Origin of the sequence: Streptomyces clavuligerus, from assembly GCF_005519465.1 — a bacterium.
In the GTDB taxonomy this organism is placed as follows: Bacteria; Actinomycetota; Actinomycetes; order Streptomycetales; family Streptomycetaceae; genus Streptomyces; species Streptomyces clavuligerus.
This window is the reverse complement of the sequence record NZ_CP027858.1, coordinates 3,085,054-3,097,547: the sequence shown is the minus strand read 5'-3', so window position 1 is coordinate 3,097,547 and position 12,494 is coordinate 3,085,054. Positions and strand designations below refer to the sequence as shown.

The following is a 12,494-nucleotide window of genomic DNA, read 5'->3' as shown; positions in this document are numbered from 1 at the left end:
CCAACAGGCTCTGTCTTCGATCGCGCTGGACTCCGCCGGGTCCAGCGCGATTTTTTTGTGCCCGGACGGCGCCGGCGGTGCCGCCCGGGGGGCGGGCGCGGGCCCTCGGGGCTGCTTCCGCCGGGGAGGGGTTCCGTCACCGAACCGGGGGGAGGGGTGTGCGGAGGGCGAGGAGGGGATGCTCAGAAGACGGTGCAATTGCACATATTAAATTGATTGCCCGTAGCTGGGTGGTAAGTGCCGGGGTTTTGAAAACCTATATGGTGACACCCGTCACACCGTGAACCTCTTGCCAATGTCGAGTGTGTCGCCTTGAAGCGCCGGTGCAACCGGGCCGAAGTCACTCTCTGTCGGGACCTTCGTCCTCGGTTCCGGGGGTGTGGGCGGCGAGCGCGGCGAGAGCGTCCGTGGGGCCGCCCCGGGGGGCCTCACCAGGGTCGTTGGCTGTCGGGCCGTCAGATGCGCCCCGAGGGCCCGTCACGGCCCCGTCGACGGTTCGCGCGTGCTTCCGGTGGGCGGGCCCCTGTTCGGCCTCTGAGGGCTCCATCGCGAGCCGCAGCAGGCGATGGCAGATGGGGCAGTGCCGGGTGAGATGGCGATATCCGGACGCGGCCGAGAGATGGGCCCGCAGCAGGGCCCTCGTCGCGTGCCGCTGAGCTGTGGCCGCTGCCATGCACGTCACCTCCACCTGTGGTGGGTGCGGGCCCGTGTCGGGCCGTGAGGAGTCGAGCCTTAAGGAGTGGGTACCGGCGTGGCGGTGCTCCGTCAAGACGCCCGGCGCCCCGAAGGGCGCATCTTTGCCTGGCACATGCCCGGGTTTGCCTGGCACATGCTCGGGCGATACCTGCCGGAGGCGCCGGGGCCGGGCGCGCGGAAGGCCCGCGCCGGGGGTGGTGGACCGCCCGCTTCCGGTGGGGCGGTCCCGACGGGATGTGCTGTGTCCTTCTGCGGCTCCGCCGCGTGGCGCGGCCTCCGGCGGGCCGGGCCGGGGCCGGATACGCCGAAGGCCCGCACCGGGGGTGCCGGTGCGGGCCTTCGTTGCTGCGGTCCTGACGGGATTTGAACCCGCGGCCTCCACCTTGACAGGGTGGCGAGCACTCCAAACTGCTCCACAGGACCAGGTTTCGCAGTCCGATTGTTGCGCTGGGCTGCGAGAAGAGACTCTACAGCAGGGGTGGCCCACAGGTCGAACTCGCTCTGTGTGATCGAGCGACTACGGGGCGAGCGCGTCGATCGTCTTCACGATGCGCTTGTCGGAGACGGGGTACGCCGTGCCCAGGGCATGGGCGAAGTAGCTCACCCGCAGCTCCTCGATCATCCAGCGGACGTCCCGGACCTCCTGCGGCACCGGCCGCCCCTTCGGGAGCTGTTCCAGCAGCCAGGCGTACTCGTCCTGCATCTCGTGGACCTTCTCCATCCGGGTCGTGTCCCGCTGGACGGAGGTCGGCATCTGCTGGAGCCTGCGGTCCGCCGCCACCAGATAGCGCATCAGGTCGGGCAGCCGCCGCAGCCCGGTCAGGGTGACGAACCCCGCGGGCATCAGCGCCGCGAGCTGCTGCCGTACGTCCTGGACGTTGTTGATCAGCGCCAGGCTGTTCGTGGACTTCAGCCGGCGCTCGCACGCCTGCCAGGCGGCCAGCACCTGCTGCACCTGGCCCACCGTGCGCACCGTGGTGTCGACGAGGTCGGCGCGGACCAGGTCGTACAGCTTGCGGAAGGACTCCTCGTCCCACGCGGGCCCGCCGTGGTCCGCGATCAGCCGGTCCGCCGCCGCGGTGGCGCAGTCCTCGAACAGCGCTTGGACCGAGCCGTGCGGAGTGGCCGACAGCGCCAGCTTCTGCTGGTTGCTCAGCTTGTCGAGGGCGTACTTCGCCGGGTTGACCGGGATGTTGAGCAGAATCAGCCTCCGGGTGCCCCGCCACATCGCCTGGCGCTGCTCCGCCTCCGTGTCGAAGAGCCGTACCGAGACGGTGTCGCCCGCGTCCACCAGCGCCGGGTACGCCTTCACCGGCTGGCCCGCGCGCCGGGTCTCGAAGACCTTCGTGAGGGTGCCGATCGTCCAGTCCGTGAGCCCCGTGCGCTCGATCGACCCGCCCTGCGGCCCGGCGGTGGCCGCGGCGGCCCGGGAGAGGGCCTGGCGGGCTTTCGGGCGCAGGGCCAGCTTCAGCGCCTCCAGATCCTTGTCCTCGGCGATCCTGCGGCGCCGTTCGTCCACGATCCGGAAGGTGATCTTGAGGTGGTCGGGGACCCGCGACAGGTCGAAGTCGTCCGCCGAGACGGGGACGCCGACCATCCGGTGCAGCTCCCGGGCGAGCGTCACCGGCAGCGGCTCCTGGAGCGGCACCGCGCGCTCCAGGAAGGCCCCGGCGTAGTTGGGCGCCGGGACATAGTGGCGGCGGATCGCCTTCGGCAGGGAGCGGATCAGCTCCATGACGACGTCCTCGCGCAGCCCGGGGATCTGCCAGTCGAAGCCCTCGTCGGTGACCTGGTTGAGCACCTGGAGCGGGATGTGGACGGTGACGCCGTCCGCGTCCGCGCCCGGCTCGAACTGGTAGGTCACCCGGAACTTCAGCCGCCCCTGCCGCCAGGAGTCCGGGTAGTCCTCCTTGGTGACCGCGCCCGCCCTCTCGTTGATGAGCATCTCGCGCTCGAAGTCGAGATGGTCCGGCGCCTCCTGCCGCTTCTGCTTCCACCAGGAGTCGAAGTGCGCGCCGGAGACGACGTGCTCGGGCACCCGCTGCTCGTAGAAGTCGAAGAGCGTCTCGTCGTCGACGAGGATGTCGCGCCGCCGGGCGCGGTTCTCCAGCTCCTCCACCTCGGTGAGCAGCTTGCGGTTGTCGGCGAAGAACTTGTGGTGCGTCCGCCAGTCGCCCTCGACCAGGGCGTTGCGGATGAAAAGTTCCCGGGAGGTCTCGGGGTCGATCCGCCCGTAGTTGACCTTGCGCTGGGCGACGATCGGCACACCGTAGAGGGTGACCTTCTCGTACGCCATCACCGCCGCCTGGTCCTTCTCCCAGTGCGGCTCGCTGTAGTTCCGCTTGACGAGGTGCTGGGCGAGCGGCTCGACCCACTCGGGCTCGATCCTCGCGTTGACCCGGGCCCACAGCCGGGAGGTCTCCACCAGCTCGGCGGACATCACCAGCCGGGGCGGCTTCTTGAACAGCGCGGAGCCGGGGAAGACGGCGAACTTCGCGCCCCGGGCGCCCAGGTACTCGTTCTTGGCGTCCGTGTCCCTGAGGCCGATGTGCGAGAGGAGTCCGGCGAGGAGGGAGACATGGATTCCGGCCTCGGGGCCGTCCGCCTCGGTGACCTGGATGCCGAGGCTCTTGGCGACCTGCCTCAGCTGCGCGTAGATGTCCTGCCACTCACGGATGCGCAGATAGTTCAGATACTCCTGCTTGCACATCCGGCGGAAGCTGGCGGAGCCGCGTTCCCGCTGCTGTTCGCGGATGTAACGCCAGAGATTGAGGAAGGCGAGGAAGTCGGAGGTCTCGTCCTTGAACCGGGCGTGCTGCTGGTCGGCCTGGGTCTGCTTGTCGGCGGGGCGTTCGCGCGGGTCCTGGATGGAGAGCGCGGCGGCGATCACCATGACCTCGCGGACACAGCCGTTCTTCTCCGCCTCGATGACCATCCGGGCGAGCCGGGGGTCGACGGGAAGCTGGGCCAGCTTCCGCCCGAGCGGGGTGAGCTTCTTGCGCGGGTCCTTCTGGACGGGGTCGAACGCGCCCAGCTCCTGGAGGAGCTGTACGCCGTCGCGGATGTTGCGGTGGTCCGGCGGGTCGATGAAGGGGAACTTCTCGATGTCGCCGAGCCCGGCCGCGGTCATCTGGAGGATGACGGACGCGAGGTTGGTGCGCAGGATCTCGGCGTCGGTGAACTCGGGCCGCGCCTCGAAGTCGTCCTCCGAGTAGAGCCGGATACAGATGCCGTCGGAGGTCCGGCCGCAGCGGCCCTTGCGCTGGTTGGCGCTGGCCTGGCTGATCCGCTCGATCGGCAGCCGCTGCACCTTGGTGCGGTGGCTGTAGCGGGAGATACGGGCGGTCCCGGGGTCGATGACGTACCGGATGCCGGGGACCGTCAGCGAGGTCTCGGCGACATTGGTGGCCAGAACGATCCTGCGGCCCGTGTGCGGCTGGAAGACCCGGTGCTGCTCGGCGTGCGAGAGCCGCGCGTACAGCGGCAGGACCTCGGTGAAGCGATAGGCCCTCTTGTTGAGCGCGTCCGCGGTGTCGCGGATCTCGCGCTCGCCGGAGAGGAAGACGAGGATGTCGCCCTTCCCCTCCGCCTGAAGCTCCTCGACGGCCTCGCAGATCGCGGTGATCTGGTCGCGGTCGCTGTCCGGGCCGTCCGGGTCGTCCTCCTCCAGGAGCGGCCGGTAGCGCACTTCCACCGGGTAGGTCCGCCCGCTGACCTCGACGATCGGCGCGTCCCCGAAGTGGCGGGAGAAGCGCTCGGGGTCGATGGTCGCGGAGGTGATGACGACCTTCAGATCCGGCCGCTTGGGCAGCAGTCGCGCCAGATAGCCGAGGAGGAAGTCGATGTTGAGCGAGCGCTCGTGGGCCTCGTCGATGATGATCGTGTCGTAGGCGTGCAGCTCGCGGTCGGTCTGGACCTCCGCGAGGAGGATGCCGTCCGTCATCAGCTTGATGAAGGTGCTGTCCTGGTTCACCTGGTCGGTGAAGCGGACCTTCCAGCCGACGGCCTCGCCGAGCGGGGTGTCCAGCTCGTCGGCGACCCGCTCCGCGACGGTCCGGGCGGCGATCCGGCGCGGCTGGGTGTGCCCGATCATGCCCCGGACGCCCCGGCCCAGCTCCAGGCAGATCTTCGGGATCTGGGTCGTCTTGCCCGACCCCGTCTCACCCGCGACGATCACGACCTGGTGGTCGCGTATCGCCTCCAGGATCTCGTCCTTCTTCTGGCTGACGGGCAACTGCTCGGGGTAGCTGACCGCGGGCACCCGCGCCGCGCGCCGCGCCGTTCGCTCGGCGGCCCTGCCCGCCTCGGCGGCGATCTCGTCCAGCACGGCCTGCCGCGCTTCGGGCTTACGGATGCGGCGGGCGCCTTCGAGACGGCGGCCGAGCCGGTGGGAGTCCCGCAGTGAGACCCCGGCCAGCAGCGTCTGGAGGTCGGCGAAGGAAGTAGACATACGGCCCCCAGGATCGCACCCTCGTCGGAGCAGTGGCGAACGCATTTCCAGCGCAAGCTGGTGCAGTATGGAGCAGATCATTCCGATCAGCTCGACCGAGCCCAGCCGGCCCAGCCACGGGAAGGGACAGCGCGTCCATGCCGCTCAGCCGTGCCCCGCGGAGCCGACTGCCGCTGTCGGCCGCCGTGCTGCTGGGCATGGTCCTCGCGCTGCTGGTGCTCGCCTGCCCGCTGTCCGCCGACGTACGAGGCGCGGACGCCGGGCCGGTGGCGAGCGCCCCGGGGGAGCCGCAGGGCTGCGGCAAGGGCGCGCCGGACGAGGACCGGGGGGCCCATCCCTCGCCGCCTCCGCGCCCGGTCTGCTCGTACGAGCCGGTGCCGGTGGCGTACGCCGCGTACGGGACGGGGGCCGGTCAGGTGTGGTCCGGCCGGCTGCCCGGCGGGGCGCCGGACCGGGGGCCGCCGCCACCTGTCCCACCGACCCCGGTGGACCTCTCGATCCTGCTGCGCGTGTAGGCCGGACCGCCCGGACCGGCACCCCCCTGCCCTGGGCCCGCGTCCTTCCGCGGCGGCTTCCGCGCCGTGCCCGCCCGCAGCCCGATCCGTCCGTGCACGAGGACGGGTGGGCGACGGCCGACGGTCGGCGTGGCGCGGCCGTACCCGTGGTGGGCGTGCCGCTGCCCGGATACGGGTCCGCCGCCGGGCACCGTCGTGTCCGTGTCCGTGTCCGTGTCCGTGCTGCGTGCCTGTGCCCGTGTGCGTGTCCGTGTCTGCGGGTCGTGTCCGTCCGCGCGGTCGCCGCGCCGCCGTGCCCACCGCGTCGGTGCGGCGCCGTGCCGGTGCGAGCGCTGTGTCCGGATGTCCGCCGACCGCCCCGCGCGGGGCGCGTCCCCGCCTTCCGCTCCCGCCTTCGTTTAGGAGAACCGAACCACCATGCCCTCCCCTTCCCGCACCTCCCGTCCGGCCGACCGGCGCTCGCGCAAGTCCGTGGTCATCGGCTCCGGCGTCGTGGTCGCGGCGCTGCTGCTCGGCATCGCCTCGTACACCGCGACCCGCCCCGACGACTCCCCGGCCCGGTCCTCCGCGTCCGCGCCCGCCGAGGTCTCCGCCGATCCGCAGAGCGGGGTCTACGCCGAGCTGGCCCGGCTCGCCCGGCGCGACGCCGCCGACCCGCTCGCCGTGGGGCGGGCCGACGCGCCCGTCGTCCTGATCGAGTACGCCGACTTCAAGTGCGGTTTCTGTGGCAAGTTCGCCCGGGACACCGAGCCCGGGCTGATCGAGAAGTATGTGGACTCCGGTGTGCTGCGGATCGAGTGGCGCAACTTCCCGATCTTCGGCGCGGAGTCCGAGGCCGCCGCGCGGGCCGCCTGGGCCGCGGGCCGGCAGGGCCGTTTCTGGCAGTTCCACGCCGCCGCCTACGCGGACGGCTCCAAGGAGAAGGGCTTCGGCGAGGAGCGGCTGAAGGAGCTGGCCGAGGAGGCGGGCGTCAAGGACGCCGACCGCTTCGCCCGGGACCTCGACAGCGCGGAGGCGAAGGCCGCCGTGCGCAAGGACCAGGAGGAGGCGTATCAGCTCGGCGCGAGCTCCACGCCGTCCTTCCTGGTCAACGGACGTCCCATCGCGGGCGCGCAGCCCATGGAGACCTTCACCGAGGCCATCGAGGCCGCGCACCGGGCGGCCCCCGAGCCCTCCGGCACGGCGGGCCCCGCGGAGAAGGCCGGTCCGGCGGATCAGGCCCCGGCGGATCAGAGCCCGGCGGATCAGGGTTCCCCCGCGCCGGGTTCCGCTGAGCCGGAGGAGGGGGCCGGACGATGACGGACATCGGCTATCTGGCCGCCTTCCTCGGCGGACTGCTCGCCCTGGTCAGCCCGTGCAGCGCGCTGCTGCTGCCCGCGTTCTTCGCGTACTCGCTGGACTCGGCGGGCAGACTGCTGCTCCGGACGGGCATCTTCTACGCCGGTCTCGCGACCACCCTGGTCCCCCTCGGTGTCGCGGGCTCGTACGCGGGCCGCTTCTTCTACGGCAACCGCGATCTGCTCGTCGCCGTCGGCGGCTGGCTGATCATCGCGCTCGGCGTGGCCCAGATCCTGGGCCTCGGTTTCGCCTCCCGCCGGATGGCCGAGATCTCCGGCCGGCTCCGCCCGGTGACCGCCGCCCCCGTCTACGCCCTCGGTCTCGTCTACGGCCTCGCGGGCTTCTGCGCGGGCCCCATCCTCGGCAGTGTGCTGACCGTCTCCGCGCTCAGCGGCAGCCCCGTCTACGGCGGGCTGCTGCTCGCGGTCTACGCCCTGGGCATGGCGGTGCCGCTCTTTCTGCTCGCCCTGCTCTGGGACCGTTTCGACCTCGGCCGCCGGGGCTGGCTGCGCGGCCGCCGGCTGCACCTCGGCCGCTTCCGCCCGCACACCACCTCGCTGGCCTCGGGGCTGTTCTTCATCGTGCTCGGCTCGCTCTTCCTGGTCTTCGACGGGACCACCGCGCTCCCCGGGCTGCTGTCGGTCGACGACTCGTTCACGGCCGAACGCTGGGCGGGCGAGGTCGGCACGGCCGTCCCCGACTGGGCGCTGCTGCTCGGCCTGGTGGCGGCGGTCGCCGTCGTCCTCGGGGCACGGGGCTGGAGGCGCCGCGGAACCGGCGCCGGGCCCATGGGGAACGGGACGGACACCGGACTCCTGGGGAACGGGACGGACGCCGGGCTGCTGGGGAACGAGACGGTGGGGGACGCCCGCGAGTCGGCCTGAGCCGTCGGCGCGGGGCCCTTCGGCCGGGCTCCGGCGGCGTCACACCGCCGTCAGGGCCCGGACCGCCCCGGGGGTCCAGGCCCCGGCCGCCCCCGGGGCCCCGGCCAGATAGCGGGCGACGCAGCCGCCGTCCCAGGTGCCCGCCGCGAGCAGCCCGACCGCGAGGTGCCGCAGATACACCGCCGACGGGCTGTTCAGGGCGGCCTCCGTCCAGGACCAGGGCCCGGTGACGGTCAGCAGGGGCACCCCGTTCAGCGAACCGGGGCACAGCAGCGTCCCGTACCGCGCCGGTGCCGCCGCCCGCGCCCGGCCCGTCCCGATCACCTCCCGGAGGCCGGGACACCACCCGGGGGGCCGGCGCGCCTCTTGGGCGGCGATGTCGCGGAACTGCCCCGCGGTGACGAGATGGGCGCGGGCCAGGACGGGGGAGCCCGGGTGCCCGGGGCCGGGGGAGGGGTCGTAGAAGGCGCTGCCGCCGGTCCATACGGGTGATTCCGTGGCGAAGTACAGCAGCCCGGGGAGTTCCACGGAGACGGTCCGTACAGGGTCGGCCGGGTTCCGGCACCCCGGGTGGCTCCGGGCCGCGCCGGGAGCCCGTCCGCCCCGGAGATAGCGGCGCAACCGCGCCGGGTCCATGTTCGAGCCGTAGGCGACGTACCAGACCCGGTCGGACTCCTCGGGCTCCACGGACACCGGGGGACGGGGGCCGGGGCGGTGGACGGTGCGCGGCGTCATGTCTTGATGAGACATGAGCAGCCCTGGGGGCACGAGCACACGAGCGCACGAGAACAGCCCCACCGGAACGCTCCGATGGGGCCGTGTGCCCCGAGGGGCGAAGGTGGCTGGGGCCGGGGTCGAACCGGCGACCTTCCGCTTTTCAGGCGGACGCTCGTACCAACTGAGCTACCCAGCCGTTACGACCACGGGGGCCGTAGCGGTCCTGACGGGATTTGAACCCGCGGCCTCCACCTTGACAGGGTGGCGAGCACTCCAAACTGCTCCACAGGACCAAGCGTTGTGCGAGCACCAGTCTCGCACAGGTAAAGCGTGCCCCCAACGGGATTCGAACCCGTGCTACCGCCTTGAAAGGGCGGCGTCCTGGGCCACTAGACGATGAGGGCTAAGGGCCCGCCTGGGCGCTTCGTCAGCGCGTCGGGGACGTGAGAAGCATATGGGATGGCAGGAGGTATCGCCAAAACGCTTTTCGCCAAGGGTCCTCAGCGGTCCTTCCCCGGGGTCTCGCGCCGGTCCGCCCGCCGGTCCCCGGGCGGGGCCCCGCGTCCGTCGTCGGCCGTGTCCGGGAGGCGGCGGCTGACCTCGGCCGTGGCCAGCCCCAGACCGCCGAGGGTGATCTCGTCCCACGCCTGGAGCCGCCGGGTGCCCCGGTCCAGATAGAGCACCGACGCCCGTATCCTCTCCGGCTCGCCGCTCCTGTTCTGGAGGGCGCGCAGCCCGCCGCCGCCCGTGGAGCCCTCGGTCCTCAGCCGGGTGCCGTGCGGGAGCACCTCGTTCACCCGGCGGTGGACATGGCCCGCCAGGACGAGCGGGACGGTGCCGTCGGTCTCCCGGGCGGCGATCGGGTCGTGCACCACCGCGAGGTCGGCGGGTGTCCCCGCGCGGGTCTGGTCGCGCAGGGCGGAGGCGAGCCGGATGCCCGTCATCCGTTCGGCCGGCTCGCCGAGGGCGGGCGTCGAGCGGTCGGGGGTGAACCGCGGGTCCCCGCTGCCCGCGATCCGCAGCCCGGCCACCGTGACGGCCCTGCCGTGGTCGAGCACCCGGACGTTGTCCATCCGTTCCAGATACGCCTGTGTGGTGGCCGAGTCGTGGTTGCCGCGCACCCACACATAGGGCGCGCCCAGATCGGCGATCGGGTCCAGGAAGCCGTTCTCGGCGGCGGTGCCGTGGTCCATGGTGTCGCCGGAGTCGACGATCACATCGATGCGGTACTGCTCCACGAGGGTGCCGATGACATGCCAGGCCGCCGGGTTGAGATGGATGTCGGAGACGTGCAGCACCCGGGCGGTCAGCGGACTCGGCCGGTAGGTCGGGAGGCTGGAGGCCGCCTCGTACAGCCGGGTGGCGTTGGTGACCAGCCGGGCCAGCTCCCGCTGGTAGACGTCGAAGTCGCTGACGATGGAACGGGCGTCGCCGACGAGCGAGGGCGCGCCGGTGAGCAGCCCGGAGAAGCGGGGCTCCAGCACGGATCGCGGGTTCCAGGTGACGGTGGCGACCGCGCCGGAGAGGGCGAGCAGGGTCAGCGCGAGTCCGCCCGCGGCGAGGGCGCGGCGCGGACGGCGGTAGACGGCGAGGCCGAGCGCGCTCGCGCCGCCGAGGACGGCGGCGCCGGAGCGCAGGACGAGTTCCGCGGTGCCCGCGGCCACATCGCGCGCCACCTCGTCCTGGAGCCCGGCGAGCCGTTCGGGGTGCTCGACGAGGGCCCGGGAGCGCACCGGGTCCAGCCGGTCCACGGAGACATCGAGACGGACCGGCGCGGTGTGGGAGTCGAGATGGAGCGCGCCGAGCGGGGCGATGTCGATGCGGGTGCCGCCCCGGAGGTCGGGGCGCAGGGCCATCCGGGTGTCCACGGGGCCGATGGAGGTGCGCACTCCGCCCGCGATCAGCAGTCCGAGCCAGGCGCCGGTCACGACGACGGCGATCAGGCCGAGCCCGTGCGACCAGGGGGGTACCGCGGCGGCCCGGAGGCCGGTGGTGTCGGTGGGGCGGGTGGGGCGCACCCGGGGTCGAGGACGGCTGCGGAGACGGTTCCGAAGACGGTTCCGGAGACGGTTTCGCAGCCGGGCCAGGGCTGCGCGTACGCGTGCCATTGGGCCGGTATGCCCGTCCGGCCGACGCCGTATGCGACGGCCGGACGGGGCGCTGTTCGGTCTCCGCGGTTTCCGCGGTCTCTGCTGTGCGCGCTGTCGTTGTGTGCGTGGTGCGTGGTGCGTGGTGCGTGGTGCGTGGTGCGTGGTGCGTGGTGCGTGGTGCGTGGGGGTGGGGGACGGGTCGGGCGCGGGGGCGGCCGGATCAGCCCCAGCCCAGCTCGTGCAGCCGGTCGTCGTCGATGCCGAAGTGGTGGGCGATCTCGTGGACGACGGTCACGGCGACCTCGTGCACCACGTCCTCGCGGGTCTCGCAGTAGCGGAGCGTGGGCCCCATGTAGATCGAGATCCGGTCGGGGAGCACCCCGGCGTACCACTCGCCGCGCTCGGTGAGCGGGGTGCCCTCGTACAGGCCGAGCAGCTCCGGGTCGGAGGGGTCGGGCTCGTCCTCCACGAACACGGCCACGTTGTCCATGACCCGGGTCAGCTCGGGCGGGATCGTGTCCAGGGCCTCGGCCACCAGCTCTTCAAAGGCGTCTCGCGTCATATCCAGCACACGGCCATTCTCCGTGAGCGGAATCACTTCCGGCGGGGGCCGGGGGCAGCAGGGCGCGCGAAGCCGTGCACAGGCTGTGGACGAAACCCCGTACGCGGGGTCGGACAGGTGCCGTAGACCGGGCCGATCAGGGCCCGTACGCAGGGGCGACGGGGCTCACGGGGGAATTCGGCCATGCTTCCGGAGCACCCCGTGAACGACTCGTGCGCGGGGTCCCCGGACGGCCGGTCGTGGCTGCGGGCGGTCGGCGGACGGCGGGAGAATGGCGTCCGTGGCGACAGGTGAACACCCCCCTTCCTCCGCGCACCGCCCCGGGGGCCGGGCCGGCGGCGCGGGCGCGGCGGTCCTTGAGGCCGTCGATCCGGATGTGGATCTCCGGGTACCGGAGCAGCGCGCGGAGATGGCCGGGGCGCGGCGGCTGCCGCTGCTCGCGGTGATCGCGGCGGGTGGCGTGATCGGAGCGCTCGCCCGGTACGCGCTCTCCGTGGCCTGGCCCTGGTCGGGCGAGGGTTTCCCCTGGACCACGCTGACGATCAATGTCAGCGGCTCCGCGCTCATGGGCGTGCTGATGCCGCTGGTCACGGCGGATGCGACGGATACGGCGGATGCTGCGGGCGACGGTGGCGCCCCGGTGCGCAGGGCCGCGCATCCCCTCGTACGGCCGTTCGCGGGCGTCGGGGTCCTGGGCGGGTTCACCACGTTCTCGGCGTACGCGGGCGACTTCCACACCCTGGTCGGACGCGGGGCCACCGGGCAGGCGCTGCTCTACGCGGCGGGGTCGGTCGTCCTCTGTGTCGCCGCCGTCTGGCTGACCGCCCGCGCCACCCGGGCGGCCATGGTCCGGCGGGCCCGGTGAGCTGGCTGCTGGTGGCGGTCGGCGCGGCGGTCGGCGCGCCGCTGCGCTATCTGACCGACCGCGCGGTGCAGACGCGCCACGACACGCTGTTCCCCTGGGGAACGCTGACGGTCAACGCCGTCGGCTGCCTGGTGCTGGGGGTGCTCACCGGGGCGGCGGTGGACCCGTCCGCGTACGCCCTGCTCGGTACGGGGCTGTGCGGTGCGCTCAGCACGTTCTCGACGTTCTCGTACGAGACGCTGCGGCTGGCCGAGCAGGGGCGGGCGGGGCTCGCGGCGGCGCAGGTGGGCGCGTCGGTGGGCGTGGGGATCGGGACGCTGTACGCGGGTGTGGAGCTGGGGCGCGTACTGCTGGGGTGACGCCTGCCGGTGAGGCTG

The 12,494-nt window shown here is 72.5% G+C and carries 10 protein-coding genes and 4 tRNA genes; 5 read left to right on the top strand and 9 right to left on the bottom strand.

The window, feature by feature from the left end:
• Window positions 1-340: 340 nt before the first annotated feature.
• From CRV15_RS12940 to hrpA, 3 genes are all read right to left on the bottom strand, one after another.
• Window positions 341-673: a DUF6274 family protein gene (locus CRV15_RS12940; protein WP_003954978.1), complete on the bottom strand. Its 333-nt coding sequence runs from the start codon at window positions 671-673 to the stop codon at window positions 341-343.
• A gap of 371 nt (window positions 674-1,044) precedes the next feature.
• Window positions 1,045-1,119 (bottom strand) — tRNA-Asp (locus CRV15_RS12935).
• A gap of 94 nt (window positions 1,120-1,213) precedes the next feature.
• Window positions 1,214-5,146, bottom strand: a complete 3,933-nt coding sequence (gene hrpA / locus CRV15_RS12930) for an ATP-dependent RNA helicase HrpA (RefSeq protein ID WP_009997006.1) — start codon at window positions 5,144-5,146, stop codon at window positions 1,214-1,216.
• A gap of 137 nt (window positions 5,147-5,283) precedes the next feature.
• Here hrpA and CRV15_RS12925 point away from each other — a divergent pair, with 137 nt between their 5' ends.
• From CRV15_RS12925 to CRV15_RS12915, 3 genes are all read left to right on the top strand, one after another.
• The gene (locus tag CRV15_RS12925) at window positions 5,284-5,661 is read left to right on the top strand and encodes a hypothetical protein (RefSeq protein WP_003954976.1); all 378 of its coding nucleotides are present in this window, start codon (window positions 5,284-5,286) and stop codon (window positions 5,659-5,661) included.
• A gap of 417 nt (window positions 5,662-6,078) precedes the next feature.
• Window positions 6,079-6,960 (top strand): DsbA family protein, encoded by an 882-nt coding sequence (locus CRV15_RS12920; RefSeq protein WP_003961216.1) that lies wholly within the window; start codon window positions 6,079-6,081, stop codon window positions 6,958-6,960.
• Window positions 6,957-7,883, top strand: a complete 927-nt coding sequence (locus CRV15_RS12915; protein WP_003961217.1) for a cytochrome c biogenesis CcdA family protein — start codon at window positions 6,957-6,959, stop codon at window positions 7,881-7,883. Before CRV15_RS12920 ends, CRV15_RS12915 begins: the two co-directional genes overlap by 4 nt.
• 39 nt (window positions 7,884-7,922) lie before the next feature.
• Here the strand turns inward: CRV15_RS12915 and CRV15_RS12910 are convergent, their stop codons facing one another.
• The 6 genes from CRV15_RS12910 to CRV15_RS12885 all read right to left on the bottom strand — a co-directional run bounded on the left by CRV15_RS12910 (window position 7,923) and on the right by CRV15_RS12885 (window position 11,261).
• Window positions 7,923-8,618, bottom strand: a complete 696-nt coding sequence (locus CRV15_RS12910; protein WP_003954973.1) for a hypothetical protein — start codon at window positions 8,616-8,618, stop codon at window positions 7,923-7,925.
• 104 nt (window positions 8,619-8,722) lie between these two features.
• Window positions 8,723-8,796 (bottom strand) — tRNA-Phe (locus tag CRV15_RS12905).
• 22 nt (window positions 8,797-8,818) lie between these two features.
• Window positions 8,819-8,893 (bottom strand) — tRNA-Asp (locus tag CRV15_RS12900).
• Window positions 8,894-8,931: 38 nt separating this feature from the next.
• Window positions 8,932-9,004, bottom strand: a tRNA-Glu gene (locus CRV15_RS12895).
• Window positions 9,005-9,100: 96 nt separating this feature from the next.
• Complete coding sequence (locus CRV15_RS12890) at window positions 9,101-10,708, bottom strand: metallophosphoesterase (protein ID WP_003954972.1); 1,608 nt, start codon at window positions 10,706-10,708, stop codon at window positions 9,101-9,103.
• A 202-nt stretch (window positions 10,709-10,910) separates the two neighbouring features.
• Window positions 10,911-11,261: a metallopeptidase family protein gene (locus CRV15_RS12885; protein ID WP_003954971.1), complete on the bottom strand. Its 351-nt coding sequence runs from the start codon at window positions 11,259-11,261 to the stop codon at window positions 10,911-10,913.
• A 271-nt stretch (window positions 11,262-11,532) separates the two neighbouring features.
• Here CRV15_RS12885 and CRV15_RS12880 point away from each other — a divergent pair, with 271 nt between their 5' ends.
• Together CRV15_RS12880 and CRV15_RS12875 are read left to right on the top strand one after the other, a co-directional pair.
• Complete coding sequence (locus tag CRV15_RS12880; RefSeq protein ID WP_003954969.1) at window positions 11,533-12,117, top strand: fluoride efflux transporter FluC; 585 nt, start codon at window positions 11,533-11,535, stop codon at window positions 12,115-12,117.
• Window positions 12,114-12,476, top strand: coding sequence for a fluoride efflux transporter FluC (locus CRV15_RS12875; RefSeq protein ID WP_003954968.1), 363 nt, complete (start codon window positions 12,114-12,116; stop codon window positions 12,474-12,476). The genes CRV15_RS12880 and CRV15_RS12875 overlap by 4 nt, the downstream gene beginning before the upstream one ends.
• Window positions 12,477-12,494 lie beyond the last annotated feature (18 nt).